26 protein-coding genes and 1 pseudogene are annotated in these 26,126 nt (G+C 38.1%); 7 read left to right on the forward strand and 20 right to left on the reverse strand.

The window, feature by feature from the left end; all coding sequences use genetic code 11:
• Positions 1-19: 19 nt before the first annotated feature.
• The 4 genes from opp4A to DBX25_RS06935 all read right to left on the reverse strand — a co-directional run bounded on the left by opp4A (position 20) and on the right by DBX25_RS06935 (position 4,798).
• Positions 20-1,741 (reverse strand): oligopeptide ABC transporter substrate-binding protein, encoded by a 1,722-nt coding sequence (gene opp4A, locus DBX25_RS06920; protein WP_108670053.1) that lies wholly within the window; start codon positions 1,739-1,741, stop codon positions 20-22.
• A gap of 41 nt (positions 1,742-1,782) precedes the next feature.
• Complete coding sequence (locus DBX25_RS06925; RefSeq protein WP_108670054.1) at positions 1,783-2,796, reverse strand: ABC transporter ATP-binding protein; 1,014 nt, start codon at positions 2,794-2,796, stop codon at positions 1,783-1,785.
• Positions 2,796-3,818, reverse strand: coding sequence for an ABC transporter ATP-binding protein (locus tag DBX25_RS06930; RefSeq protein WP_108670055.1), 1,023 nt, complete (start codon positions 3,816-3,818; stop codon positions 2,796-2,798). The genes DBX25_RS06925 and DBX25_RS06930 overlap by 1 nt, the downstream gene beginning before the upstream one ends.
• Before the next feature lie 197 nt (positions 3,819-4,015).
• A complete protein-coding gene (locus DBX25_RS06935; RefSeq protein ID WP_108670056.1) occupies positions 4,016-4,798 on the reverse strand; it encodes a DUF2268 domain-containing putative Zn-dependent protease in 783 nt (260 codons plus the stop codon).
• A 624-nt stretch (positions 4,799-5,422) separates the two neighbouring features.
• Here DBX25_RS06935 and DBX25_RS06940 point away from each other — a divergent pair.
• Positions 5,423-6,078, forward strand: a pseudogene (locus DBX25_RS06940) (transposase).
• 266 nt (positions 6,079-6,344) lie between these two features.
• On the opposite strand, the gene fabF reads toward DBX25_RS06940, so the two are convergent.
• Positions 6,345-7,580 carry a beta-ketoacyl-ACP synthase II gene (gene fabF / locus DBX25_RS06945; protein WP_108670057.1) on the reverse strand — a complete coding sequence of 412 codons (1,236 nt, stop codon included), beginning with the start codon at positions 7,578-7,580 and terminating at the stop codon, positions 6,345-6,347.
• Between the two features lie 89 nt (positions 7,581-7,669).
• On the reverse strand, positions 7,670-8,602 hold the full coding sequence (locus DBX25_RS06950) for a beta-ketoacyl-ACP synthase III (protein ID WP_108670058.1): 933 nt from the start codon (positions 8,600-8,602) through the stop codon (positions 7,670-7,672).
• A 247-nt stretch (positions 8,603-8,849) separates the two neighbouring features.
• On the opposite strand from DBX25_RS06950, the gene DBX25_RS06955 reads away from it, so the two are divergent.
• Positions 8,850-9,071 carry a hypothetical protein gene (locus DBX25_RS06955; RefSeq protein WP_108670059.1) on the forward strand — a complete coding sequence of 74 codons (222 nt, stop codon included), beginning with the start codon at positions 8,850-8,852 and terminating at the stop codon, positions 9,069-9,071.
• 34 nt (positions 9,072-9,105) lie between these two features.
• Here the strand turns inward: DBX25_RS06955 and DBX25_RS06960 are convergent, their stop codons facing one another.
• The 3 genes from DBX25_RS06960 to DBX25_RS06970 all read right to left on the reverse strand — a co-directional run bounded on the left by DBX25_RS06960 (position 9,106) and on the right by DBX25_RS06970 (position 11,076).
• Positions 9,106-9,297: a ComZ family protein gene (locus DBX25_RS06960; RefSeq protein WP_108670060.1), complete on the reverse strand. Its 192-nt coding sequence runs from the start codon at positions 9,295-9,297 to the stop codon at positions 9,106-9,108.
• Positions 9,298-9,495: 198 nt separating this feature from the next.
• On the reverse strand, positions 9,496-10,242 hold the full coding sequence (locus tag DBX25_RS06965) for a hypothetical protein (protein WP_157950901.1): 747 nt from the start codon (positions 10,240-10,242) through the stop codon (positions 9,496-9,498).
• A 108-nt stretch (positions 10,243-10,350) separates the two neighbouring features.
• Entirely contained in the window at positions 10,351-11,076 is a 726-nt protein-coding gene (locus tag DBX25_RS06970; protein ID WP_157950902.1) for a hydrolase, read from the reverse strand.
• 195 nt (positions 11,077-11,271) lie between these two features.
• Between DBX25_RS06970 and DBX25_RS06975 the strand changes: the two genes are divergently transcribed.
• Complete coding sequence (locus tag DBX25_RS06975; protein ID WP_108670063.1) at positions 11,272-11,460, forward strand: YjzD family protein; 189 nt, start codon at positions 11,272-11,274, stop codon at positions 11,458-11,460.
• Between the two features lie 157 nt (positions 11,461-11,617).
• On the opposite strand, the gene DBX25_RS06980 is transcribed toward DBX25_RS06975, so the two are convergent.
• The 8 genes from DBX25_RS06980 to argC all read right to left on the reverse strand — a co-directional run bounded on the left by DBX25_RS06980 (position 11,618) and on the right by argC (position 21,455).
• Positions 11,618-11,797 (reverse strand): YjzC family protein, encoded by a 180-nt coding sequence (locus DBX25_RS06980; protein WP_108670064.1) that lies wholly within the window; start codon positions 11,795-11,797, stop codon positions 11,618-11,620.
• Between the two features lie 112 nt (positions 11,798-11,909).
• Entirely contained in the window at positions 11,910-12,869 is a 960-nt protein-coding gene (argF, locus tag DBX25_RS06985; RefSeq protein WP_108670140.1) for an ornithine carbamoyltransferase, read from the reverse strand.
• Positions 12,869-15,991 carry a carbamoyl phosphate synthase large subunit gene (locus DBX25_RS06990; RefSeq protein WP_108670065.1) on the reverse strand — a complete coding sequence of 1,041 codons (3,123 nt, stop codon included), beginning with the start codon at positions 15,989-15,991 and terminating at the stop codon, positions 12,869-12,871. The genes argF and DBX25_RS06990 overlap by 1 nt, the downstream gene beginning before the upstream one ends.
• The gene (locus DBX25_RS06995; protein WP_108670066.1) at positions 15,984-17,066 is read right to left on the reverse strand and encodes a carbamoyl phosphate synthase small subunit; all 1,083 of its coding nucleotides are present in this window, start codon (positions 17,064-17,066) and stop codon (positions 15,984-15,986) included. Before DBX25_RS06995 ends, DBX25_RS06990 begins: the two co-directional genes overlap by 8 nt.
• Before the next feature lie 50 nt (positions 17,067-17,116).
• On the reverse strand, positions 17,117-18,286 hold the full coding sequence (locus DBX25_RS07000; RefSeq protein WP_108670067.1) for an acetylornithine transaminase: 1,170 nt from the start codon (positions 18,284-18,286) through the stop codon (positions 17,117-17,119).
• 120 nt (positions 18,287-18,406) lie between these two features.
• Positions 18,407-19,162 (reverse strand): acetylglutamate kinase, encoded by a 756-nt coding sequence (gene argB / locus DBX25_RS07005; protein WP_108670068.1) that lies wholly within the window; start codon positions 19,160-19,162, stop codon positions 18,407-18,409.
• Between the two features lie 10 nt (positions 19,163-19,172).
• Positions 19,173-20,399, reverse strand: a complete 1,227-nt coding sequence (gene argJ, locus DBX25_RS07010; RefSeq protein ID WP_108670069.1) for a bifunctional ornithine acetyltransferase/N-acetylglutamate synthase — start codon at positions 20,397-20,399, stop codon at positions 19,173-19,175.
• Positions 20,400-20,420: 21 nt separating this feature from the next.
• On the reverse strand, positions 20,421-21,455 hold the full coding sequence (argC, locus tag DBX25_RS07015; protein WP_108670070.1) for an N-acetyl-gamma-glutamyl-phosphate reductase: 1,035 nt from the start codon (positions 21,453-21,455) through the stop codon (positions 20,421-20,423).
• A 244-nt stretch (positions 21,456-21,699) separates the two neighbouring features.
• On the opposite strand from argC, the gene DBX25_RS07020 reads away from it, so the two are divergent.
• Positions 21,700-22,383 (forward strand): Crp/Fnr family transcriptional regulator, encoded by a 684-nt coding sequence (locus tag DBX25_RS07020; RefSeq protein ID WP_108670141.1) that lies wholly within the window; start codon positions 21,700-21,702, stop codon positions 22,381-22,383.
• A 195-nt stretch (positions 22,384-22,578) separates the two neighbouring features.
• Here the strand turns inward: DBX25_RS07020 and DBX25_RS07025 are convergent, their stop codons facing one another.
• The gene (locus tag DBX25_RS07025; RefSeq protein ID WP_108670071.1) at positions 22,579-22,887 is read right to left on the reverse strand and encodes a metal-sulfur cluster assembly factor; all 309 of its coding nucleotides are present in this window, start codon (positions 22,885-22,887) and stop codon (positions 22,579-22,581) included.
• A 15-nt stretch (positions 22,888-22,902) separates the two neighbouring features.
• The gene (locus tag DBX25_RS07030; protein ID WP_157950904.1) at positions 22,903-23,670 is read right to left on the reverse strand and encodes a prolyl oligopeptidase family serine peptidase; all 768 of its coding nucleotides are present in this window, start codon (positions 23,668-23,670) and stop codon (positions 22,903-22,905) included.
• Between the two features lie 209 nt (positions 23,671-23,879).
• Here DBX25_RS07030 and DBX25_RS07035 point away from each other — a divergent pair, with 209 nt between their 5' ends.
• From DBX25_RS07035 to DBX25_RS07040, 3 genes are all read left to right on the forward strand, one after another.
• The gene (locus tag DBX25_RS07035; RefSeq protein ID WP_108670073.1) at positions 23,880-24,698 is read left to right on the forward strand and encodes a Cof-type HAD-IIB family hydrolase; all 819 of its coding nucleotides are present in this window, start codon (positions 23,880-23,882) and stop codon (positions 24,696-24,698) included.
• A gap of 124 nt (positions 24,699-24,822) precedes the next feature.
• Entirely contained in the window at positions 24,823-24,978 is a 156-nt protein-coding gene (locus DBX25_RS20805; RefSeq protein WP_170110120.1) for a hypothetical protein, read from the forward strand.
• Complete coding sequence (locus tag DBX25_RS07040) at positions 24,979-25,164, forward strand: DUF3813 domain-containing protein (protein WP_108670074.1); 186 nt, start codon at positions 24,979-24,981, stop codon at positions 25,162-25,164.
• 61 nt (positions 25,165-25,225) lie between these two features.
• Here the strand turns inward: DBX25_RS07040 and DBX25_RS07045 are convergent, their stop codons facing one another.
• Positions 25,226-26,068: a YitT family protein gene (locus DBX25_RS07045; RefSeq protein WP_108670075.1), complete on the reverse strand. Its 843-nt coding sequence runs from the start codon at positions 26,066-26,068 to the stop codon at positions 25,226-25,228.
• Positions 26,069-26,126: the final 58 nt, after the last annotated feature.

The raw sequence follows: 26,126 nt of genomic DNA on the forward strand, positions 1-26,126 counted from the left end.
AAGAAAACTTTCTAATCTATTACTCAGTTACGCTCCATAAGTGGAAATCATCAGTTCCAAGTGGAGTAACTTTTACGTTTTGTACACGTTTGTTGATTGCCCATGGATCTTCACGTTGCTCGAAGAAGATTACAGGAAGCTCTTCGTTGACAAGTTTTTGCCACTCGAAGTAAACATTTTTACGGTGTTCCATAACATCTGTGCCATCAGTTGGGAATTGAACACCCTTCTTGATTAGCTCATCAGATTCAGCAGAGAACCATCTCCACATATTCCACTTGTCAGTGGATAACCAAATACCAGATGGATCTGGGTCATTTGAAAGTCCCCATGCACCCATGAATGTTTCAACTGATGGATCGTCTTTTTCGATTGTGTCATAGAATAGGTTGAAGTCTTTTAATGCTCCACCATTAATTTTTGCATTGATACCGATTTCTTGCCAAGATTGAACGATGAATTGTGCACGTGCTTCAGAAGTTTCAGCACCACTCATAGCATCAAAGTTAACTGTGAATGGTTTGCCATTTGGATCTTCAACGAATCCATCGCCATCTTTATCTTTGAATCCAGCTTCGTCTAGTAATTTCTTAGCTTTTTCTACATCGTACTCATATGTGTTAATTTGATCGTCACCAATTTTCGCCCAAGAAACTGATGGGAATGGAACGTTTAACGGCTGTCCAAGTCCGCTAGCAAAAGATTCGATGAATGCTTCACGATTTAAAGCGTGAGCCATTGCATGACGTAGGTTTTTGTTTTGGAACTTCTTGTTATCAGATACTACTACACCTTTTTTAGTGTCATAATGACCCCAGTCAAAGCCGATATAGCTGTAAGAAAGAGCTGGAGTTGTTACAGCGTTTACGTTTTCAAGTTTAGAAATATTTTCCCATTGATCTTTTGGTGCTTCGATAATATCGATTTCACCGTTTTCAATAAGACCTTGCGCTAAAGCACCATCAACGATTTTGTAAACAACAGCATCCAATTTCGGTTTACCTTGCCAGTAATCGTCGTTGCGTACTAGCTCAACGCTTTCACCTGGTACGATTTTAGAAACTTTGAATGGTCCAACCCCGATTGGAGTTTTACGGATTTGGTCAGCATCTACTAATTCTTTAGCAGAGATGTCGCCATAGTAGTGTTTTGGTTCTGGAATAGACCAGATATTGTCAATTACGTTGATAGAAGGCTCTGTTAGAGTAACTTCTACTGTGTAAGGATCTACGACTTTAATACCTTCGATTTTGTCAGCTTTACCATCTTTGTACTCTTGAGCACCTTTGATCATAGCTACGTTAGCAAAACGAGGGCCTTCGTATGTAGGATCAGCGATTAGGTACCAAGCATACTCCATGTCTTCCATAGTTAACTCTTCACCATCATGCCATTTAACGCCTTCTTTAAGCTTAAACGTAAGCTTCATTTTATCTTCAGAGATTTCCCAAGTAGCCAAGTTAGGCTCAGATTGAAGCTCATCATTTACTGAGAATAAACCTTCGTGCATGAATTGAAGGATGTTTGCATCATCTTCTCCTTCATAGAATGCGTAAGATAATACGCCTTTAAATGGTTGTGTATAACCGAATGTAACTCTTCCACCTTCAACAGGCTTCTTTTCTTCTGATTTTGCTGGATCTTTTTTAGTAGTTGTTGTTTTTTCTCCGCCCGAGCATGCAGCAAGGAACATTGATAAAACAAGCATAATGGACGCTAGCCAAAACGCTTTCTTTTTCATTTGTTTCCCCCCAAATCGTATGATTTTAATTTAAAGACTTACTAGTTATATAAGTGACAAGCAACTCTCTGCCCAGGCTTCACCTCCCTTAAAGCTGGCTTAACCTGAGAACATTCCGGCATCGCAACTGGACACCTTGGATGGAATGGACAACCAGATGGAGGATTAATTGGACTTGGGACATCGCCTTCAAGTACAATTCGTTCCTTCTTCTTTCTTGGATCCGGTTCAGGAATAGCTGATATTAATGCTTTTGTATAAGGATGAAGCGGATCGTCATAAATGGACTTCTTATCCGCGATTTCCACTAGGTTTCCTAGATACATAACCCCGATTCGATCACTCATATGTTTAACAACACTTAAATCATGGGCAATAAATAGGTAGGTCAAGCCAAATTCATCTTGTAATTCTCTAAGTAGATTCAAAACTTGAGATTGCACTGAAACATCGAGTGCCGAAACAGGTTCGTCGGCAATGATTAGCTTCGGCCTTAGAGCTAGTGCTCTTGCAATACCAATACGTTGCCTTTGACCTCCGGAGAATTCATGTGCATATTTGTAATAGGCATCCTCTGGGAGACCAACTTTTCCAAGAAGTTCCATTACTTCATCCTTCAATTCAGCCTTGCTCTTGTTCGTAAAATTACGGATTGGTTCAGAAACAATGTCACCGACCATCTGAGTAGGGTTCAAGGATGCATATGGGTCTTGGAAAACCATTTGTATATCTTTTCGGATATTTCGAAGGGTAGATCCACCAATTTTTGTGATGTCTTTTCCATCAAATAGGATTGTGCCATCTGTTGGTTTCAATAATCTTAGCAATGTTCTACCAGCAGTCGATTTACCACAACCTGACTCACCCACGAGCCCTAATGTTTCTCCTTTATTAATTTCAAAGGAGATGTCATCTACTGCCTTCACCATACCGATTACTTTTCTTAAAAACCCTCCCTTAACAGGGTAATAGGTTTTAAGATTTTTAACTTCTAGAAGCTTTTCTGACGATTTGTTTCCAGAACTGTTCTTGTCCTTTACTTCAGTAACGCTCATTATGTATGCACCTCAGCCTTCGGTTTACTAGATTCATATAGTAAGCATGCCACTTCATGGCCAGGCTCGTTTTCAGCTAGTAGAGGTGAGATTGTACGACATTCACTCATTGCTGAAGGACATCTATCCACAAATCGACAGCCTTGTTTAGGCATGTTTTTTAATGAAGGGACGATTCCTTTTATGGATGCTAACTCTTCAACTTCTTCATCAAGTTTTGGTATCGATCCCATCAAGAGTTTCGTATATGGATGTTTTGGGTTATAAAATAGAGCGTCAACGGTTGTGCTCTCTACAACCTTACCTGCATACATTACGATGACGTCATCACACATTTCGGCTACAACGCCTAAATCATGCGTGATAAGGATTACAGACATATCATTCACTTGTTGAATTTCCTTTAACAGTTCCAGAATCTGAGCTTGAACTGTTACATCAAGTGCAGTTGTAGGTTCATCCGCAATAAGCAATTTTGGTTGGCAGGCAATTGCCATCGCGATCATGACCCTTTGTCTCATACCACCTGACAGTTGATGTGGATATTCATCTACAATTTGTTCTGCTCTTGATATTCCTACGCTTTTCAAAAGTTTGACGCAACGGTCTCTTGCTTCTCTTTTAGAAATCTTTTCATGGTTGAAAAGTACTTCCATCAATTGAAAACCGATTGTAAAAACGGGATTTAAAGAAGTCATAGGTTCTTGGAAGATCATTGAAACATCTTTTCCTCGAATCTTATTAATCTCTTTATCTGATAATCCTTCAATATTTCTTCCTTGGAACTTGATTTCCCCATTACGGACCTTACCAGTGCCTTTTGGAAGCAATTGCATAATAGATAGAGACATTACACTTTTTCCACAACCAGATTCACCAACAATACCGATAACTTGTTTAGGCTTAACCTTAAAAGAGACATTATCAACTGCATTATAGTACTCACCCTCAATAAGAAAACCAGTTTCTAGATTTTTCACTTCAAGAAGTGGTTCTTCTTTTGTGGAACGGTAATTTGGCATGACGTCACCCCTTAAATCTACAGTACTCTTATTTAACTAAATTAAGAGTATTTTTTTAATAGTTATTATTTTCTGTAAATTCATTATATTTTAATGAAATAATATTACAAACTTTTTACATTTTCAAGCTATTTTTTACTTTTTTTACATGATATGTTGGGAAAAATGTTTAGATTTGAATAAAAAACCTTGATACATCAAGGTTTTTCTCGTTTTTTTTCGTAAGTATTTCGAAAGATGTCAGAAGTCACAGAAAATGACATTTTGGTAGAATAATGATGAATTGAATAATATTCTTTTACTAAGTAATAGCCAATACAATAACCTAGCAAGGCAGGGTATCCATTTTTTCCATACATAATAGCTTCATGTAATTTTTCATGTTTTTGAATAGTCAAATTTTCTTTTATATGTTTTTCCCATAACTTGTTTACTTCGCTTTCTTGATAGATAGAAGTCCACTTTGCCGTATACCGTTCGCCTAATATTTGGTTGACTGTATATTCTGCTAACCCCTCCATGATGAGGGAATCTAACAATGACATTTCTTTAGCAGGCTTCGTCATCTTATTTAATCGGTTTACATGATGATATTCGTGAATCATTATGGCTTCTAATTCTTTAACTTCCACATTAGGTGAAAGGAAAAGAATCATTTTATCCTTAAAAGCGATTCCTAACTTACGCTCGCCTCGGATGAATAATGAAGCTGATTTAATTGGGAATAGATAAATTGGAATGTCTACTCCACTCCATTGGATCTTGTAGTTCTGAAAAATTTTTTCAGCTTCCGCCCACAGAGATCTATCAACCATTTTACGGAAATCTTCCTCAGATTTTTTACCACCCCGAAACATTCCTTGATTTTGTAGGTATTGATGTAGCTTTTCAACATCATCTTCTTGGAATGCATCTAATAGTAATTTTGTTATTTCAATAGGATTGTCTGCATGTTTTTCCAGCCATTCTTTCGTATCCACTACCCCACTTAGGTCACCTCTTTGATGAATATTTGCTGAGATAGTCTATGCAAAGTGGGAAACAGTGGAACCTGCTAAAACAGACATACAATGGATTATATGCTTGTACCTATTCTAAAAGTCCAACATAACCATTCTAATTTCTTCCATTTATCAAAGCTTCTTGATAAGTTTGTTTCTTTTTGATGTAAATTACCTATGACACTACCTGAAAAAAACAATAGATAACAGGGGGAAGCTACAAGCCTAAGCGTAGGTATTGGCCTATTTTCATTTATCCTTTATTCCTGAAATTGGCTACTATGTCTCCTTAATTCTTCGCTGCCAATTTATACTTTGTGAAAGAAAAATAAAAAACGAAGGCGTTAGCCTTCGTTTCAGACTGTAGACAAACTCGTAAAAATACGAGTTTGTCTACAGTCTTTCTTCAATTAAAATAATTTATATACTAGATAATCCGTTGATTTCCGTTCCGGGCGAACGCTTTCCGCGGGGTGTGACTTGAGCCTCCTCAGTCGCTATGCTCCTTGCGGGGTCTCAAGCTTCACACTACTCCTGCAGGAGTCGTCACCCTCCACTCCAATCAACTAGTAACCGGTTAAAATAGAAGAGGTGACGTACAAAATGATGACGAGAAACCAATCAAATGAACGAGAACAATTAGAAATGTTGGCGATTGATCAACTTGTGCCTGATGACCATTTAGTACGAAAAATTGAGGCAACGATTGATTTTACCTTTATCTATCCATTGGTTGAAAAGCTGTATTCTGAGCTCGGTCGTCCAAGTATTGATCCAGTAGTCTTGTTTAAAATGGTATTCATCCAATACATATCTGGCATACGTTCTATGCGCCAAACCATAAAAGAAATTGAAACAAACATGGCCTATCGGTGGTTTCTAGGATTTGGTTTCTACACAGAAGTCCCTCACTTCTCTACCTTCGGTAAAAATTATGTGCGTCGTTTTCTCGATACCGATGTGTTCGAGGATATCTTCTATTTCTATCGCAATGTACGGAAAGTAAAAACCATCAAAAACTTATACAACGTCATATTTGGGAAGCTTACTTAGAAGAGGCAGAACATCTACGTCACAACGATGTAATCAAACAGATATACGCGAAACGCAAGGAGACGGTTGAACGTGTTTTTGCAGATGCGAAAGAAAAGCATGGTATGCGATGGACAACCTTACGAGGTCTCAAAAAATTGTCTATGCAGCCGATGCTTACGTTTGCTGCCATGAATGTAAAGAAAATGGCAACTTGGACTTGGTAACCTACTAGAGTGTGAGCCAAACTAGTTGATTGGAGTGGAGGGCGCTTGACTCCTGGGGGATTAGCAGGACAGGTGAGATCCCGCAGGAGCGTTAGCGACGAGGAAGCTCACCGCCTGCCCCCCGGAAAGCAAGTGCCTGGAGTGGAAATCAACGTATTTTACCCGCAATCCTATCCAAAAATGACAAAAGACATCAAGATGGAGGCCTCTCGATGTCTTTTGTCGACAATCTGAAACGAAGGCGTTAGCCTTCGTTTCAATTAGCATTATTGATATTTTTTAAATACGATTGTAGCGTTGTGTCCACCAAATCCAAGTGAATTGCTCATTGCAGCAGAGACTTCCTGCTTTCTAGAAGCGTTAGCTACATAATCTAAGTCACAATCAGGATCAGGAGTTTCTAGGTTCATAGTAGGTGGTAAAACATTTTCTTTAATGGCTAAAATGGTGAAAATAGCTTCCACACCGCCTGCAGCACCTAATAGATGTCCTGTCATGGATTTCGTTGAACTAACCGCTAATTTATATGCGTGGTCTCCGAACACTTCTTTGATTGCCATCGTTTCAAACTTATCATTATAAGGTGTGCTCGTTCCGTGGGCGTTAATATATTGGATATCTTCTGCTTTAAGAGCTGCATCGTTCAATGCCATATTCATTGCACGAGCCCCACCTTCTCCACCTGGTGCTGGAGCTGTGATATGATGGGCATCTCCAGTTGCTCCATACCCCACGATTTCCGCATAAATATTTGCTCCGCGTGCTAATGCATGTTCTAAATCTTCAAGAACCACGATACCTGCACCTTCACCAATTACAAATCCGTCACGTTTGGCATCGAATGGACGACTAGCAGTATTTGGATCTGTGTTCGTAGAAAGTGCAGTATTTGCACAGAAACCAGCTACAGACATTTTGGTGATTGGAGCTTCAGCACCACCCGTTATCATTACATCTGCGTCTCCGCGTTGGATGACTTTAAATGCATCTCCGATAGAATTCGTTCCAGTAGCACATGCAGTTACTGTACATGAATTGAAGCCTTTAGCTCCAAGCATGATTGAAACTTGACCCGTCGCCATATCAGGAATCATCATAGGTACGAAGAAAGGACTTACTCTTCGATATCCTCTATTCAAGAAGGTTTCATACTGACTCTCAAACGTTTCCATTCCACCGATACCAGAGCCAATCCACACACCTACTCGAGGAGCAATCTCATCTGTAATTTCAAGATTAGCATCTTTGACAGCCATAAGTGAAGCTGCTACAGCATAATGAGTGAAACGATCCATTTTTCTAGCTTCTTTTTTATCAACGTACTCTTCAATATTGAAACCTTTTACTTCTGCCGCTACTTTTGCCGGATATTCATCCGCGTTCAATCTCGTTAAAGGACCGATTCCTGTCTTTCCTTGCAGAATATTTTCCCAAGCTGTGCTTACATCATTTCCAACTGGTGTCACAGCACCTAATCCTGTAACTACTACTCTACGTTTCATTTATTTTTCTCCTTTGTAATAATTGGATATGTTAGGTAATAACGAATTTCAACATTTTTTCGTGATTTATAGGGTACATTAGTTTTGTATTATCTTCCCCATCTTAGCGCAATCGCACCCCAAGTAAGGCCAGCGCCAAAACCAACCATAACGATTAAATCCCCATCTTTTATCTTACCCGCTTCCAATTCCTCCACTAGGGAGATAGGTATAGAAGCTGCAGAATTGTTTCCGTATTTATGAATCGTTTTGGACATTTTTTCTATTGGTAGTTCAAGACGTTCTCTAGCTGCTTCCATAATTCTTACATTGGCTTGGTGAGGAATTAAAAAATCAACATCTTCTTTATTCAATCCTGCCTTATTTAACACTTCAATGCAAGATTCACCCATTTGACGAACTGCAAACTTGAACACTTCTCTACCGTTCATGTATAGGTTTTTATCTTGATAGAGGTACTTTCCACCTGAACCATCAGCACCTAACTCAAAAGATAAGATTCCTTTTCCATCCGAAACAGGTCCAATGACCACTGCTCCAGCTCCATCGCCGAATAGCACTGCAGTATTACGGTCATTCCAATCCATAATTTTTGAGAGTTTTTCAACGCCTACCACTAAAATATTCTGATAGACCCCTGATTGAATAAATTGAGCTGCAGTAACCGCTCCGTACATAAACCCTGAACATGCTGCGCTCAGATCCATGGCTGCTGCTTTTTTAGCTCCCAATCTGTCTTGTATCATACAAGCAACCGTTGGGAAAGGCTGGTCAGGTGTTACAGTCGCAACGAGAATCAAATCTAGATCTTCTGCTGTAATACCTGCATTTTCAATTGCTCGCAAAGCTGCAGCATATGCCATGTCAGAAGTATCCATATCCTCTTCGGCGATTCTTCTCTCTTCAATTCCAGTTCTGGTTCGAATCCATTCATCCGACGTATCCAAAATTTTCTCTAAATCAAAATTGGTCATGATTCTTTCAGGTAAACAACGGCCTACTCCTAATATTCCAGCATTCATAATCGGTAGCCCCTTTTCTATTCATAATAAACATTCTATTTACTTTAGACACTAATTTTATTACCAAACTTTATGACTTGGTACTAATATTAACGAAAAAATTTTTTTCTTTCAAGAACTTTATATTTTGTAGAGAGAATTCGTTATGTTTAAACAGCTATCAGTTTAAATAGGACAATAATCCAAACCATTCAGAGTTGTCCATTCATATTCTACACTATTAAATTATAAGGAAAGGAGTAATGATATGTTCTATAACCCCAAGAGACCCATGCGAAGCAATTCTAAAATGAATCAACTCATGTTCGGTACAAAGAGACAAATAGAACCACCACCTACCAAACAAGAAGGTGTTGACCTCGAACAATTAATGGTGCATGCTGATACTCTCATGCAAGCATTCTCTCAGATAAAACCAACTATACAAAAGTTCAAACCATTAATGGAAGGCCTATTGAAAAAAAAATAAGCTGCCGAATTGGCAGCTCATCTACATATGTACTTTACTTTTCTTCTTTTAGGGCGTCTTGCTTTCCTAAGTCGTATGCTTCTTGCATAACTTTTGTAAAAAGTTCCATAAACGTCGGTAAGACTTCCATAGATAATTGAATGCCTGCATCATCTAATTTTGCTTTCGCTTCAGGAAAGTATTTCATGGCGATTTGCATGAATTGCATATTTTGATTTCCTTCCATTTTGCATGCCTCCTTTAATAGAAAAATAATTTGTTGATTAACCCTTTAGAGCTGGATGTCCAATTCAAAATGAACCAAGCTACTAGAAAACGGGCGCATTGTCTTATTAGACATTTACATGCACCCGAAATTCTTATTCAATTCTCACATCTATTTTACTTCTGGATGGTATTTTTGAAAAGTAACATAGCTTCCTCATTATTTCTTTTTCCACTCTTGTAGTTTCTTTTGAATTTCCAAATGTTGTTTTTGTTTAGATATCCCTTCATCAGGCTTTGTTTTCACATGAATTTTGTGTGTCTTTCGATTTGAAATTCTAGTTGTCAGAAGAGGAATTTCTTCTTTGTTGCCTGCATGTTCTAGGCAGGATTTTAGATGATGGTCTAAATCACTTACTAATTCATATACACCTGGTTGCAAGTTAATTATTTGGGACCAATCCTCCACAAGGTCACGAACGTATATGGCATCATCTAGCAAACCTGTCAATGAAGAAAAAGACTCTCCTGATAATAAACTCCGAATCAAAGCTCCCTTTGGTTGCCAAGGGCCATAAATAGTCGGTGCTAGTAACCTTATCTTTTCTTCCTCATCGATTAATTCTTCTCTAAAAGGATAAATCTCGATGATTACATTTCCTTTTGAACGGACTTCATCTGTTATTCCCTTTATTTGCTCTTTAATATCAAGTAGAAGATCGTCAAAATCATAGTAAGGAACATGTATGATTGAATCAGCTTCAATATCAAGCGTATTTCGATTCTCTATAGGGTAAAAAGTAAAATTAGAATTCCGGCCAAATGATAAGGCTTTTTCCTCTCTCTCATCTTCGTCCATCCCGGAATTCCAATCTAAACCAATTACCTCTTCTCCCGTTTCCAATAAAAACTCACATAAATGGTAACCTACAAACCGATAACAACCTAATACTATATGCTTTTTCATAGCTTCCCCCAAGTTTTTAGTCCGCTCTTTTTTCAAATTACCACAGGATACGAACCCATTTGCCATGTTGTATCCTATGCAGATTATTTGAAAATTACCAATGGGTTACTAAAGTTCTTGCTCGAATTGGTGAAAAAAAGAAACCGCTTGACGAGCCAACTTAAATCTTTGCTCCGCAACAAGATATTGAAATTCAACCTTGGCACCAGACTCTATAACAGGTTTTATACGCTGATAAAGATGCGATTGATTATCTCCTTGATGTCCTAGTACATGAATAATCTTAAGTGGAATAGATGAATTAAACTCAAAGGGTGAAGTGTCACCTAATAACGAAAAATTACCATTTGGTAACCCATGTGCCATTTCTAATTCGCGAATAAATCTTTTATAAAAAAACTTTTTCTCCTTTTCATTGGCTAGTTTCTCTTTAAAACAGAGGCAAGGATTTACAAATACTGCGGAACGGACTTTATCTGGCCATTCCTTCATAATTCGAATAGCTAATATCACTCCCATTCCCTCAGCATAAAGGTGAATTTTATCATTCAATATTTCACTCTTCATAATCATATAATATAATTGCTTGGATAATTGGAAAGCTCGTTCGCTTCCCCAATGTCTACCGTACAAGTGGGAAGAAAATGCGGTATATCCCTGATTCATCATGGCCTCTATCAGTTTAATCCGACTAGGATGTTGATCCCAGAAGCTACTTTTCTCTTCCACGTAATGCTCTCGATCGCCAATGAGAAAGACAGAAAAGCCATTTGGTTTTTCTGGATAATAGACAATATTCCATTGGCTGTCCATTAGAAAAGAACGTTTCATCATTTCTGTCCCCTTTCTCTAATTCTCACTTCAATGTATGAAAAGATTGGCTTTTCGAAAGCGTATTAGCCTAGATAAGAGATAAAATGGTTTCTTACATGGTTTTTAGTATTACGGGCAATTTAAGCTTAAAAAGCGTTTTCATTAAATGAAAAGTATGATACTATATAAAGGATTGTTAAACAAAGAGGTGAAAACATGAAATACGTAATGACCTTTTTCTGGACGTTTTTATTAAGTCAAATGCTTACATACGTAGTTAGTTCCATGATTTCAGTTGATTTTTCATTCACTACAGGAACTACACTAGCAGTTGTAGTATTTGTTTTAATTACAGTGCTTAGCTTCTTAATTCCAAATGATCCAGTGGATCACGCACATCACTAAGAAATTTAGGGTGACTAGTCATTAGCTAGTCGCCCTTTTTTCTATTATATTGTCTTAAATAGCAAAAGGATGCTTGAAGTTCCATAATAAATGAACCTCTAAGCATCCTTTTTAGATTAATATGAAAATTTTGAGCTAGTCATTGCTTATTTCTTTATTACTGTTTTGGATGGTATGTCCAGTGGCGCTTATCGTTTGAAGTTTCTGGGAATGAATCTCCCGCTTTTAATTTGATTTTCTTAGGGTTAGTAACATTGCTGCCAGTATCTCCAACTTCAACGTAATAGCCGTTATTTGGAGCTTTTTGGCCTGATCTAAACTGATGTGATTGACCCATTTTGTTTCCCTCCTTTTCTTTCCCTATTATTATGACCTAACGTTTTTTTTCAATGAGTCAAAAATCTATAAGAAATTAGAAAAGAGCGATTGTGGAAAATCGCTCTCAAGTATTAACCCATTAAATCTACAAGTAACGCTTTTTGGGCGTGTAACCTGTTACCCGCTTGATGAAAAATGACAGAGTTTGGGCCATCAATGACTCCACTTGAAACTTCTTCTTCTCTATGTGCAGGAAGACAATGCATGAAAATATAATCTTCTTTTGCATACTTCACAAGATTTTCATTGATTTGATAGCCTTCAAATGCTTTTAAACGGACCTCATTTTCTTGTTCCTGTCCCATACTAGTCCATACATCAGAATAAATGATATCTGCTTCTTTTACAGCCTCGATTGGGTCTTCTGTAACCACAATGTTACTACCACTAATTTGGCCAGCTTCGACAGAATGTTTTACTACTTCTTCAGAAGGGACATACTCTTTAGGGCAAGCAATCGTAAAATCCATTCCAGTTTTAGCTGCTGCCATCATTAATGCATGCGCCATATTGTTACCGTCCCCAACGTAAGCTATTTTTAGCCCTTTTAATTCACCTTTGATTTCTTGTATCGTCAAGAGATCTGCAAGCGCTTGGCATGGATGGTCATAATCCGTTAAACCATTAATCACTGGGATAGAGGCATACTTTGCCAATTCCTGAACTTTTTTATGTTCAAACGTACGTATCATTATTCCATCTAAGTATTGTGAAAGTACTTGAGCTGTATCAGAAATGGTTTCTCCACGTCCTAATTGTAGCTCTTTTCCACTTAGAAACAATGCATGTCCCCCCAACTGAAGCATCCCCACTTCGAAGGATACACGCGTTCTAGTTGAAGATTTTTCAAAAATCATCCCTAACGTTTTCCCTTTAAGAGGCACAAACGCTTCACCTAATATGAATTTTCGTTTTATCAGCATAGCAAGATTTAAAAGTGAGTGAATCTTGTCTTTTGTCATGTCTTGCATACTTAAAAAATCTTTTTGTTGAATAATTTCCCCTTTTTTGACCTCTTTCATTACATTCATCATTTCAAAACCCCTTCTTTTCTATGTGATAGCCATGTTTGCAATGGAGTAACATCCCATTGAAGCACTTTTTTAGAAATCAAGAAAGCCAAGAAGGTTTCTTCCTCTGTAAAGGTGAATAATCGATATTTAGTCCCTTTTATTCGTAAGGATTCTCCACTTTTACCATAAGCAAGAACCGCCATCGCTTGATCGCTTTTCACCCAGTCGTCAAAGTTTTCCTGATTAACAAATTCAACACCAACCACTTTGCTATAATTTGCTATCTTTTCACTAATTTGAACTGTAGAATCTACATAAACTTGTAAAGCTCCCTTTTTCCCCTGTCTCCCCAAATAATGGAATGATTTAAATAATGCATTCTCCAAATCCTTACCAATGGCAATTCCCTCTCCAGTTGATTTCATTTCAGGACCCACTTTTGGATCAAGACCGTTTAATGCAAAGGTCGAAAACACTGGATATTTAATAACTGTGTATGGAAGAGGTTCTAAAAGTCCTGTAGAATCTACTAATTCTGACAATTTATATTTCCCGAGCAATATTTTTGTCGCAATTTGTACCATGGCAGTGTCCGTAATTTTACTGATGATTGGAATAGTACGGCTAGCTCGGGGATTTACTTCCAACACATAAACATTTTCGCCTTCAATGACGTACTGGATGTTCATTAAGCCTTTATACTGTAGTTCCTGAACTAGTTTTTTTGCATAAGAAACCATCGTTTTTTGGACATGATTTGAAAGGCTCTTTGCAGGTATGATAGACATACTATCCCCAGAGTGGACACCCGCCTTTTCTATGTGTTCTGTAATAGTCGGTACCAGGATGGTTTCTCCATCAGTCACTAAATCTAATTCCGCTTCCTTTCCTGGCAGATAGCGATCCATTAAGATGGGATATTCCATATTCGTTCGCAACGAAATATTCTTTTTCAATTCTTCTTTATCCGTAAAAATTTCCATACCTCTTCCACCAATTACATAGGATGGACGAAGTAAAATCGGGAAGCTAATTTCTTCCACACTCTGGAGTAATTCCACCATGTTATTAGCAATAGTGCCTTGGACATGCGGAATCTTTAGCTTTCGAAGCAATGAATAAAATCGGTCACGATCTTCAAGCTGATCTAATACTTCGTAAGAGGTACCAAGTAAATTTGCGCCGTATTCTTCTAGTCTTTGTGCCAAATTTATTGCCGTTTGTCCCCCAAATTGAACAATCACATCGATAATACCTTCAGCTTCCATTACATTTACCACATGTTCAAAGGTCAATGGTTCAAAATACAATTTATCTGCAGTAGCAAAATCCGTGCTTACAGTCTCTGGATTGTTATTGATCATGATGGTTTCAATTCCTTCGCTTTGTAGCGCGAATACTCCATGGACTGAACAATAATCAAATTCTATTCCTTGACCGATTCTAATGGGACCACTGCCAATCACTAATACTTTTTTCTTATCAGATTTTACTTGTTCATTTTCTCCAAAGTAGGACGAGTAATAGTATCTAGTATGTGATACGAATTCTGCTGCACAAGTGTCCACCGTTTTATAGGTAGCCGCCACATTGAAGAACTTACGCTTTTGACGAATTTCCATTTCGGTGACGTTCCAATTGGTTGCAAGATACGCATCAGAAAAACCTTTTTCTTTGATATATAACATGAATTCTTCTGTTACATTGGATATGGAAGACTCTTGTATTTTCTTTTCCATTTCGGTTATTTGTGAAAAACTCGATAGGAAAAATAGGTCAATCTTTGTAAGTTCATGTAGTTTTTGAATAGAAACCCCTCTTCGAAGCAGTTCCATTAAAACAAAGAACCTTTCATCATCGGCCATTTGCAATTTATTGAAGAGTTCTTTCTCTTCATATCCCTTTAAACTAGGTAAAGATAGTCCATCTACTTTTAATTCAAGGGACTGGACTGCTTTCTGGATTGCAGCTTCCAAATTCCGCTCTAATGACATGACTTCACCAGTGGCTTTCATTTGAGTTCCAAGTGTTCTCGTTGCCTGAGGAAATTTATCAAATGGCCATCTCGGAAACTTGACGACTACATAATCCAAAGAGGGCTCAAAGCTAGCAAAGGTGCTCTCTGTCACTGGATTGATCAACTCATCTAATGAATATCCAATTGCCAATTTCGTAGCAATCCTTGCAATTGGATAACCCGTTGCCTTAGAAGCCAAGGCAGAAGATCGACTTACCCTTGGATTGACCTCAATCAAGTAATATTGCTTGCTCTTTGGATCAAGAGCGAACTGAATATTGCAGCCTCCAATTATGCCTAATGCTGAGATAATTTTAATAGAAGCCGTTCTTAGCATTTGATATTCTTCGTCAGATAACGTCTGGGATGGAGCTACTACAATAGAGTCTCCTGTATGGATTCCCACCGGGTCGATATTCTCCATATTGCAAATGGTAATACACGTACCATTTCCATCTCGCATGACTTCGTACTCGATTTCCTTAAATCCAGCTATACTTTTTTCAACTAAACATTGACTGATAGGACTTTCTTGGAGTCCACCTCTAACTAATTCTTTTAGCTCCTGCAGAGATGATGCAATTCCTCCACCAGTACCTCCCATTGTATAGGCAGGGCGCACAATGATAGGAAATCCAATTTCATCAGCAAAGGTAATCGCCTCTTCTAAAGTATGGATGATTATGCTTTCAGGGACAGGCTCTTCTATCTTGTACATCAGTTGGCGAAACAAATCACGGTCTTCACCATTTTTTATCGATTCGATGGGCGTACCCAGCATTTTCACTCGATGCTTTTCCAGGATTCCTGCATCATCAAGAGCATAAGCCAGATTTAATCCCGTTTGCCCGCCCAATGTAGCCAATAATCCATGTGGTTTTTCTTTTTCAATGATTTTACTTACTGCTTCAACAGTCAAAGGTTCAAAATATACAACGTCTGCATTCATTTCATCGGTCATGATGGTGGCTGGATTGTTGTTTACAAGAATGACTTTATACCCTTCCTCTTTCAAAGCAAGACATGCCTGTGTTCCTGCATAATCAAATTCAGCTGCCTGGCCAATCACAATTGGTCCAGAACCGATGACTAATATTGTTTGTATGGTAGTATCTTTAGGCATAAACTTTTTCTCTCCCGATTCCGTAACGTACCAGATTTATAAATTCATCAAATAACTTTGCACTCTCAGCTGGACCAGGATGTGCTTCTGGATGGAATTGTGCAGTTAAAATAGGCAATGACTGATGAGATAATCCTTCAACAGACTGGTCATTCACATTTTTGAAACGAACATAAAGCCCTGTTCCCTTGAGGCTATCCTCTTCGACCATATAGCTATGGTTTTGCGAAGTCATAAAGACTTTCTTCGTTATCACATCCACAACTGGCTGATTGGCACCTCTATGACCGTATAATAACTTTTCAGTGTTTCCACCTAATGCCAATGCGGTTAGTTGATGACCGAGACAAATTCCCAATGTTGGATATTTGGTGATAATTAGCTTTAAGTTTGGCAAAAGCTCTTGTAAGTCCTTCGGGTCTCCAGGACCGTTCGATAATAGAATCCCATCTGGTTTCAGAGCTTGAATCTTGCTATATGACATGTTAAATGGGACGATGGAAACCTGGCAACTTCGAGCAATTAAAGCTGTTAACATCGATTTCTTGTAACCAAAATCTAACATAACGATATGAGGACCATTTCCATCGATTTTTTTTGTCTCTCTCTGACTGACTTGGTCCACTATATTTTGTTGAACGGCATTGCTTCGACTAGAGCTCCATTCCTTCGATGAACCGATTACTGCGGGCATCGAACCGTGTGAACGAATCCTTTTTACAATTGCTCTTGTATCAATATGGCCTAGCATAGGTACATTCCATTTTTCAAGATAATCCTTTAATGATTGATTAGCTTGATAATGTGAATGTGTCATGCTTCCTTCGTATACAATCACACCTGCCACGTGTGGAATCTTGCTTTCAAAGTCGCTTTCATTGATCCCGTAATTACCGATCAACGGATATGTGAACACCACAATTTGGTTTTTATATGAAGGATCTGTAAGGACCTCTTGATAACCTGTCATACCTGTATAAAAAACAACTTCCCCTTCAACACTCGATGTTGGGGCCGCCGTAATCCATTTACCAGTAAAGGTTTCTCCACTCTGTAAATGAATATATCCTTTCATATCCTCACCTCTTCTTTTTTGAATTTTTATAAGTATTTTAGTATTTTTATTCATTTCTGTGTTAAAAAAATACCTGACTGCGAATGAATCGCCTGACAGATTCTTTGTATGGCAATATCCATTTCTTCATAGGACACATTAAGGGGGGGCAATAACCTTAAAACGTTAGGTCCTGCCGATAATGTCAACATGCCTGCCTCTTGTAACTTTATTACAATGTCGTTCGCTTCACTAGCCAGTTCAATTCCAATCATCAAACCCATCCCTCTAATGTCTACAACATAGTTTGAATTTGAAAGCTGTTGCTTTAATTGGCTTTTCAAGTAGTGACCTTTTTGTTCGATTAATGCTAGAAATTCATCTTGAAAAATAGACTCTAATGTAGCTTTACAAGCTACTAGACTTACCGGATTTCCTCCAAAGGTTGAACCATGACTTCCCGGTCCGAAATATTCTATTAATTCTGCCTTTCCAATCATTGCACCAATGGGCAGTCCATTCCCTAATGCCTTTGCAACTGTAACAATATGCGGTGAAAAATCAAATTGTTGATAAGCGAAACATGTCCCCGTTCTTCCAATCCCAGTTTGGATTTCGTCCACAATGATAAGAACGCCATTCTTGGACGCAACTTCTTGAATCTCAGTTAAAAACTCTTTTGTCGCAAGGTTGATTCCGCCTTCACCTTGGACAACTTCAAGCATGATTGCAGCCGTATCACCATCGATTTTCTTTGAAACACTAGCAATATCGTTAAAAGAAATATAGTCAAATTGCTCCAACATCGGGCCGTATCCAATTCTTACTTTTTCTTGGCCAGTCGCTCCCATTGTCGCATAAGTTCTGCCGTGAAAGGATCCTAAACACGAGATAATTTTTTTTCTACCAGTAGCTTTCTTTGCCAATTTTATAGCCGCTTCGTTAGCTTCTGCTCCACTGTTACAAAAAAACACACGATCAAGACCCGAGGCTTCTGACAAAAGATTCGCCACCTGTTCTTGGATCGTTAGAGTAAATAAATTGGATGTATGCCAAAAATGCTCTAATTGATACTTAACAGCCTTACCAACCTCAGGATTGCAATGCCCAAGACTAGTCACACCAATCCCTGATGTGAAATCCAAATATTCTTTTCCATCTTCAGATTGCAGCCAACAGCCTAACCCTTTCTTCGGTCTAATATCCCATCTTTGGTAAGTTGGGAATAGCGATTGTGTCATATTGATTTGTTCACTCCTTTTGTTGAAAATTTGGCTAAAAACATGCCCTTGGAGCTAGCGAAAGCCTATTTGTACTGATACTTTTTTTAAAAATTCCCCTACTAGATCGACTTACTTGTATTATAGTGTAAATGAAGTCCCTACCAAGCAATCACCTTCAAGAAACGAATTTTTACCACTTACGATCAAAACTTCATTCACACCTATTTCAGTCGCTTTTAAAGCGGTATTGACCTTGGGAATCATTCCTCCGTAAATGATACCCTTCTCAATAAATTCCATCACTTCATTTTTGCTAATCGACTGAAGTAAATTCCCCTCATGTAACACACCTTGAACATCAGTGACAAAAAGAAGAGCATCAGCATTGATTGCTTGGGCTATAGCTCCAGCAGCCATATCTGCATTTACGTTAAGCTTCTCTCCTGTTTCGGAAATTGCAATTGGAGAAATCACGGGTGTCCAGCCTTCCTCCATTAACAATTTTAGTCTTTTTATTTCAACGTTCGTAACTGTTCCTACATAGCCTAATTCAAGAAAATCCACAAATTCTCCTGTAAGAAAATTAGCGTCACTACCGTTCAGTCCAATGGATGGAATATGATATTGATTTAACAAAGATGTCAGTAACCGATTCGTTTTTCCTGCTAGCATCAGTTCAACAACTTCCATCACTTCCTTTGACGTCACTCTAAGACCATTATGGAACTCTGATTGAACACCCATCTTATCCATCATTGCAGATATATCTGGACCACCACCATGTACGAATACGAGCTGATGACCATTATTCTTTAACTCTTGTAGGCTTGTGAAAAAATCTGCTGTTAGATCATGGATAGTACTCCCACCAAGCTTAATGACATAAGTGGCCATTATAATCCTCCTAGCTTCGATAGCTTGCGTTTATTTTTACATAGTCATATGTAAGGTCGCAGCCCCATGCTATTCCAGATTCATTGCCTTCCTTCATTTTTACATGGATTGTGATGGTTTTGTTTTGTAAATATTGGAGAGCATCTTCTTCAGAAAATGCTACTGGCTGACCGTTCCTTAGGACCATGATATTCCCGAAAGAAATATCCACTTGATCAGGATCGAACATAACTCCGCTACGTCCCATCGCCCCAATAATTCTTCCCCAGTTTGCATCAGCACCGTACATCGCCGATTTAACTAAATTACTCCCCACTATTGTCTTAGCAATCTTTTGTGCATCCAGTTTCCCTTTTGCACCAGTTACTTGAACCTCGATTAACTTCGTTGCTCCTTCACCGTCTTTGGCGATTTTTTTAGCTAAATCTTCACTTACCATTTTTAATAGCTCAACGAAAACATTCCAATCCTCATGCTCAGGAGATAACAGGTCGTTTCCTGCCTGCCCGTTTGCAAGGACCATCACCATGTCATTGGTAGATGTATCTCCATCCACTGTAATTTGATTGAATGTATAATTAGTGACCTTTGACAACGCATGTTGCAAGGAAATCGCATCAATGGAAGCATCTGTTGTAATAAACCCAAGCATGGTCGCCATATTCGGGTGTATCATTCCGGAGCCTTTGGCCGCCCCTCCCATCGTAACAAGCTTCCCACCAATTTCAGCCTGGTACGCACAGCCTTTAGTAACAGTATCTGTTGTTAAAATTGCTGTTTGGAAAGCTTCGGCACTTTCGGTGTCGTCTGCTGGATTTAATAACTTGATTCCGGTGTGTATTTTATCCATTTTCATATACTCACCAATCACACCCGTTGAAGCAACAGCCACATGATGTACTTTCAAGCCTAGGTGCTCAGCAGCCATCTTGCGCATTTCATAAGCATCCATCATTCCTTGCTCGCCTGTACAAGCATTCGCACAAGCACTGTTCACTATAATTGCTTGGATAGTCCTACCTTGGCTCAAGCTATCCTTTGTGACTGCAATCGGAGCCGCTTGAAAAACATTCGTTGTAAAAACAGCTGCACAGGCTGCAGGCTTTTCAGAGATAATGACGCCCACATCCTTTTTCGTATAACGTAATCCCGCATGTACCCCTGCTGCTTTAAATCCTGGAACCGAAAGTATCGATCCTTTTTTGACTTCTTGAATCTTTTGTTTTACAGTTTCCATTTTTTCCTCCTACTTTCTTCCTTAAGGAAATAAAGGCATTTGTTGTAAACCTTCCATTTCATTTAATCCACACATTACATTCGCATTTTGGACAGCTTGCCCTGCCGCCCCTTTTAATAAGTTGTCGATAACGGAGACAATGGTAATCCTATCAGTTCTTTCATTTACCGCCATGCCTATGTCACAGTAATTTGAACCATAGACCTGTTTCGTACATGGGAAGGTATTCTCCCTCGCAATCCGTATAAATGGACATTTCATGTATGTCTCTTGATAAAGTTCCAACAACATTTTTGTACTAATAGTTTGATTGGCTTTGATATACATCGTCGACATAATGCCTCTTGTCATCGGAACTAAATGTGTACTGAAATCAATAGTAGTGGCAGATGGAAGCCACTCCGTCAATTGTTGTTCAATCTCTGGAATATGTTGATGTTCATGAACTTTATATATTTTCATATTTTCATTGATTTCACTGTACAAACTTGCTGTACTTGCTGTTCTCCCCGCACCTGAAGCCCCCGATTTTGCATCGATAATCAAATCAGTGGCATCCGTCCATCCCTCTTGAAACAAAGGTGCCAATCCAAGCAGTGACGCAGTCGGATAGCAACCTGGGTTTGCAATGATTTTCGCATTTGCGATTTTCTCTTTATTCCACTCAGTCAGGCCATAAATGGCTTTTTCCAATACACTATTTGGTGCTGACGTTTTTTTGTACCATTTCGAATATTCATCCCAATCTTTTAATCGTAAATCACCAGATAAATCAATAACCTTTACTCCTAAATCCATGAAAATGGGAGTCAATTGTGATGATACCCCACTTGGAGTCGCTAAAAATACCAACTCACATTCCTTTGCAATTTTATCTGGGTTTATGTCTTCTAAAATGTATTCAATATTCGTTAAATGTGGATTTCCTTCATTGATTGACTTCCCTGGACTTGATGAAGTATGCAAAGAGCCAATAGTGAAAATAGGATGGTGTTGCAATAATCGCACCAATTCTAATCCACTATAGCCAGTCGCTCCAATAATGGCAGCTTTCATTAAGTCTCCTCCTACTTATCTGTGATCATATTAATGTCTCTCATTATAAAACTGCATAAAAATAAAATCAATTGTATTTTTATAAATTATTTTTCATTTTTCAAACATTAAGGAATATAGTAAGCACTCTTAATACTGTAAAAAAATTCTTTTTCCAGTTGACGGCAAGACAAATTTCTTATTAAATCAAAGATAGCTATGCCTAAGTGAACCTCATAAAGGTGGTTTTTTCATGTTTGAATCAATCAATAACATTTCTACAGAACTACAAGAACTAATTAAATCGATGCATCATGTCAAAAAGCTGGAGAAAGGGACTTATTTATTTCAGGAAGGCGCTGCTGCAAACGAATTATTTATCATTATGAGTGGAAAGGTACAAATCAGTAAGATTATACCTGACGGAAGGGAATTGACTCTGCGTATTTGTTCAAAGGGAGATATCGTTGGAGAAATGATTTTATTTTCTTCTTGTTCTAAATATATGATGAGCGCTAAAATCCTTGAGGATGGGGAAGCTGCGGTTATCATGAAGGATGCTTTGGAAGAGAGACTGTCAGTTGATGGCACGGTAGCTGTCGAATTTTTAAAATGGATGGCAACTCAATATCGGAAAACGCAAACAAAGTTTCGCGACCTACTTCTTCACGGTAAAAAAGGAGCTCTTTATTCAACTCTAATTCGCTTGACCAATAGTTATGGAGAAGAAAAAGATGATGGAATTGTCATTAACCTTCCCTTGACGAATCAAGAATTGGCCAATTTTTGTGGCACTTCCCGTGAAGTAGCAAATCGGATGTTAAGTGACCTTCGAAAGCAAAACGTAATTTCCATTGAAAAAGGGATTATTACCATACATGATCTCGAATTTTTAAAAACGGAAATCGATTGTGAAAACTGTCCAGTTGATATTTGTAATATCGATTAAAAAGCCGGTACTCTCAGTAAATCGAGATGCCGGCTTTCTTTATGTACAAACATCATACCCCAAAGAAAATCATAACAGTTATGAATATTGGGTGCAGTGACTAAAGTTACACATTAAGTAAGTTACCTCCAATACAACAAAAAAAGGATTCTAACGAAAAATCACTTCGTTAAAATCCTGCTTACTAAACAATGATTATTGTATTCCAAGTGCAATTTTTGCATAGCGAGACATTCGATCTTTCGTCCATGGTGGATTCCAGACAATGTTAACTTGTGGATCTTTGACTTCCGGAAGGTCTTCAAGAAAGTTTTTTACTTGATCTATAATGACTCCTGCTAGTGGGCACCCCATTGAAGTAAGTGTCATTGTAATGATTGTACGACCTTCATCATCCAAATCTACATCATAAACTAATCCAAGATTTACGATATCGACACCTAGTTCAGGATCGATGACTTGTTCCAAGGCGCCTAAAATATTCTCTTTTAATTCTTTATCCATATCTCTTCATCCTTTCTAAAGATGTTTTTCGAACCACTTGGTGGCTTCTAACATTGCAGAATGTGAAACGACATGCACTGCTTTTTCTTCCAATATGAAGGTGATCTCAACCCCCTGTTGTTCATACATTGGCTTTAATTTTTCATAGAATTTATAGGCACTATGATACGGGACTACCATATCACGCTCTCCATGCCAGAATAGCAACGGGACAGCTCGCCAATGTTCAATGCCCAATGAAGGATCATATTCCTTTAATCCCTCATATTCCTGTTGTATTTCCTCTTCAGTAATCGGCATCTCTTTTACTGCTTTACGTATATTATTCACTTGGAATTCCGCGAACTCCACATATGCAGGAGAACCCATGAAGCAAACGCCACTTTTAATCCAGTCGTATTTTCTAAGAGCTCCCATCGTAATTATTCCACCCATAGAAGTACCAGACAGTCCAATTCTAGCCTCATCAGCAAGTCCATTACGAACATATTCATTTTTTAGGACTTCTAGTTCTTGAATGGTATTTTTAACAATCTTCCAGAAATTTAAGCCCATTTTGAACTCATCATACCCTTCTGACCTTTCACCATGAAGGATTGCTTCTGGCATGACCACACGGATTCCTTTTTCGGCTAATAGGTATGCAATGGTTAAGTTTCTTTCCTTAACACTTGTGAATCCATGGACAAATAGGACAAATGGCAAAGTTTCATACACTAATTCTTGTTTGACAACGTGAAGAACGGGAATATCTTTTATTACTTCTCTTTTTACTATAACCATGCTTCTTTCCCCCATTACATGTTCCATGTTTTTCTTTACAAATACTATACTCGAAACATGTATAAATGGAAAAAGATTTAACTTTATCTTAGAATGTATTTTACAGAACTTTTATACAATATAGATGCTGGACATGGATATATTTTATTAGAAGAACTTATTTTACGAACAACTAGTTAAAATAACATTGTGTGAAAAAAGGAGAAAATATGGCTGATCAACATTTAATCGTTCTAGATTTAGATGGTACTTTATTAAAAGATGATAAAACAATATCAAATAGGACAAAAAATACCCTTTTAACTTTAAAAGATCAAGGGCATCAAGTCATGATTGCAACGGGACGTCCTTATCGGTCCAGTGAAATGTATTACCGAGAATTGGGATTAAATACTCCTATTGTGAATTTTAATGGAGCGTTTGTGCACCATCCTACTTATACTAATTGGGGCTCATTCCACACACCACTTGATATGAAAGTGGCGAAAGATATTGTTGAGGCTTGTGATCAATTTAAGTATCACAATATCATCGCTGAAGTTCGAGATGATGTGTATTTCCATTATCATGACGAAAAACTGATTGATATATTCAAATTAGGAAATCCGAAAGTGACCACAGGCGATTTAAGACATTACCTTGAAACGAATCCTACTTCGATGTTAATTCATACCGACCCAGAACATGTTGCTCAAATTCGTCAGCATCTTTCGGATGTCCATGCAGAAGTGATTGATCATAGAAGATGGGCAGATCCTTACCATGTCATTGAGATCGTAAAAACTGGATTAAATAAAGCTGTAGGGATTCAAAAGGTCGCACAGTATTTTGATATTCATCAAAGTAAAATCATCGCATTCGGAGATGAAGATAATGACCTTGAAATGTTAGAATATGCAGGCTGTGGTGTCGCTATGGGGAATGCTATTTCTGCATTAAAAAGCGTTGCTAATGATACGACCTTATCGAATGAAGAAGATGGAATTGCTTTGTATTTAGAGGAGAAATTCAACATCAAGCTTGCCTAATAGAAGTAATTTCCTTTATGAAAAGGAACAATTTGAACACAATATAAAGGACACAGTGATTGTGTCGACCTGTTCTTTGATTGACATTAGCTTTTTAAATCGATAAGAATGTGGGGGATATACAATGGGTAGAAGCAATAAATCTAAGCGTTTCGTTCAACAGGGCAAAGATGTTGTTTCAAAGCATGATGAAAGAATCCCTTATCATATGACCTTGGCAGAGGCAGAAGCCAAAAAGTTGAAAAGCCATGGTGAAGATTTATCTCTTGGAGGTTTTTAAATGGGGAACCAATTATTCCAGGAAGCTAGAAATAGCGTCAATCAAGCTGTAAATGCTGCTGATGGAAACAAGCAACAAGCGATAGAGAAGGCACAAAATGCCATATCATCTGCCTATTCTAATTCCACTGTTGCCGAACAAGCTCAGTTAAGCCAAATGCAGGAACAGTTGGACTCTTGTAAATAAGTCCAAAAATGCTTTAACGATAAATGGCACGTACTGAGATGAACTCAGTACGTGCCATTTTTTAATCCTTACGGAAAAATCCGAATACTCCTTCTGTGTGGACGATGTTTGTAAAGGCATTTGGATCAACTGATTGAATAATTTTTTCTAAATCGTATAATTCATAGCGAGTAATGACAATCATCATCATTTCCTTGCTTTCATTGGTAAACGCTCCCTTTGCAGGAATAGTGGTGATTCCGCGGACTAATCTGCCATGGATTGCTGCCTTTAATTCTTCTGATTTTTTTGTAATGATAAGGGCTGTTAGTTTATTATGCCTTGTATGAATGGCATCTACCACTCTGGAAGCAGCATAAAGGGTCACTAACGTATACAATGCCTTTTCCCAGCCATATATGTAACCAGCTGTCAAAATAATAACCGCATTCAAGCTAAATAGATAGGTTCCTACAGGCTTGTCTTTCATACGAGATAAAATCATCGCGATGATATCCATCCCCCCTGTGGATGCCCCATATTTGAGGGTAAACCCTACACCAACCGCTGCGATTACCCCACCAAATACAGCATTCAATAAAATATCTGGAGATACTTTTACAACCGGTATGATTTCCATAAAAAAGGACATAAGGACTACGCTTAGGAAACTATACAAAGTAAACGATTTTCCAACCTTTTTCCATGCTAAAATTGTTATAGGAATGTTCAAGACCAGCAACAATATTCCCGTTGAAATCTTAATAGAAGCGAATGTGGCGAATAGACTTGATAGTAGCTGTGCAACCCCTGCAAAACCACTCGCATAAACCTTGGCAGGAATCAAGAAGAAATTCATCGCTATGGCATTGAGCAAAGCTCCAATGATGACAATGATAATTTTTTTTATTTCAGACCAATACAATGCACTTCCTCCTTTATTCGATTATAATTTACCTATAGAAGATATAGGAATGTAAGGA

It is taken from the genome of Peribacillus acanthi (assembly GCF_003073175.1).
GTDB classification, from domain to species: domain Bacteria; phylum Bacillota; class Bacilli; order Bacillales; family DSM-1321; genus Bacillus_BN; species Bacillus_BN acanthi.

Excerpts from the sequence above, each read along its gene's own strand:
- argF (WP_108670140.1), bottom strand. The coding sequence starts at position 12,869 with ATGAATGTAATGAAAGAGGTCAAAAAAGGGGAAATTATTCAACAAAAA.
- DBX25_RS06990 (WP_108670065.1), bottom strand. The coding sequence starts at position 15,991 with ATGCCTAAAGATACTACCATACAAACAATATTAGTCATCGGTTCTGGA.
- argB (WP_108670068.1), bottom strand. The coding sequence starts at position 19,162 with ATGGCCACTTATGTCATTAAGCTTGGTGGGAGTACTATCCATGATCTA.
- DBX25_RS06965 (WP_157950901.1), bottom strand. The coding sequence starts at position 10,242 with ATGAAAAAGCATATAGTATTAGGTTGTTATCGGTTTGTAGGTTACCAT.
- DBX25_RS06970 (WP_157950902.1), bottom strand. The coding sequence starts at position 11,076 with ATGATGAAACGTTCTTTTCTAATGGACAGCCAATGGAATATTGTCTAT.
- DBX25_RS07000 (WP_108670067.1), bottom strand. The coding sequence starts at position 18,286 with ATGACACAATCGCTATTCCCAACTTACCAAAGATGGGATATTAGACCG.
- DBX25_RS06925 (WP_108670054.1), bottom strand. The coding sequence starts at position 2,796 with ATGAGCGTTACTGAAGTAAAGGACAAGAACAGTTCTGGAAACAAATCG.
- DBX25_RS06955 (WP_108670059.1), top strand. The coding sequence starts at position 8,850 with ATGTTCTATAACCCCAAGAGACCCATGCGAAGCAATTCTAAAATGAAT.
- DBX25_RS06980 (WP_108670064.1), bottom strand. The coding sequence starts at position 11,797 with ATGGGTCAATCACATCAGTTTAGATCAGGCCAAAAAGCTCCAAATAAC.
- DBX25_RS06960 (WP_108670060.1), bottom strand. The coding sequence starts at position 9,297 with ATGGAAGGAAATCAAAATATGCAATTCATGCAAATCGCCATGAAATAC.
- DBX25_RS07030 (WP_157950904.1), bottom strand. The coding sequence starts at position 23,670 with ATGGTTATAGTAAAAAGAGAAGTAATAAAAGATATTCCCGTTCTTCAC.
- DBX25_RS06950 (WP_108670058.1), bottom strand. The coding sequence starts at position 8,602 with ATGAATGCTGGAATATTAGGAGTAGGCCGTTGTTTACCTGAAAGAATC.
- argC (WP_108670070.1), bottom strand. The coding sequence starts at position 21,455 with ATGAAAGCTGCCATTATTGGAGCGACTGGCTATAGTGGATTAGAATTG.
- fabF (WP_108670057.1), bottom strand. The coding sequence starts at position 7,580 with ATGAAACGTAGAGTAGTAGTTACAGGATTAGGTGCTGTGACACCAGTT.
- DBX25_RS07040 (WP_108670074.1), top strand. The coding sequence starts at position 24,979 with ATGGGGAACCAATTATTCCAGGAAGCTAGAAATAGCGTCAATCAAGCT.
- opp4A (WP_108670053.1), bottom strand. The coding sequence starts at position 1,741 with ATGAAAAAGAAAGCGTTTTGGCTAGCGTCCATTATGCTTGTTTTATCA.
- DBX25_RS06975 (WP_108670063.1), top strand. The coding sequence starts at position 11,272 with ATGAAATACGTAATGACCTTTTTCTGGACGTTTTTATTAAGTCAAATG.
- DBX25_RS06995 (WP_108670066.1), bottom strand. The coding sequence starts at position 17,066 with ATGAAAGGATATATTCATTTACAGAGTGGAGAAACCTTTACTGGTAAA.
- DBX25_RS20805 (WP_170110120.1), top strand. The coding sequence starts at position 24,823 with ATGGGTAGAAGCAATAAATCTAAGCGTTTCGTTCAACAGGGCAAAGAT.
- DBX25_RS07025 (WP_108670071.1), bottom strand. The coding sequence starts at position 22,887 with ATGGATAAAGAATTAAAAGAGAATATTTTAGGCGCCTTGGAACAAGTC.
- DBX25_RS07035 (WP_108670073.1), top strand. The coding sequence starts at position 23,880 with ATGGCTGATCAACATTTAATCGTTCTAGATTTAGATGGTACTTTATTA.
- argJ (WP_108670069.1), bottom strand. The coding sequence starts at position 20,399 with ATGGAAACTGTAAAACAAAAGATTCAAGAAGTCAAAAAAGGATCGATA.
- DBX25_RS06930 (WP_108670055.1), bottom strand. The coding sequence starts at position 3,818 with ATGCCAAATTACCGTTCCACAAAAGAAGAACCACTTCTTGAAGTGAAA.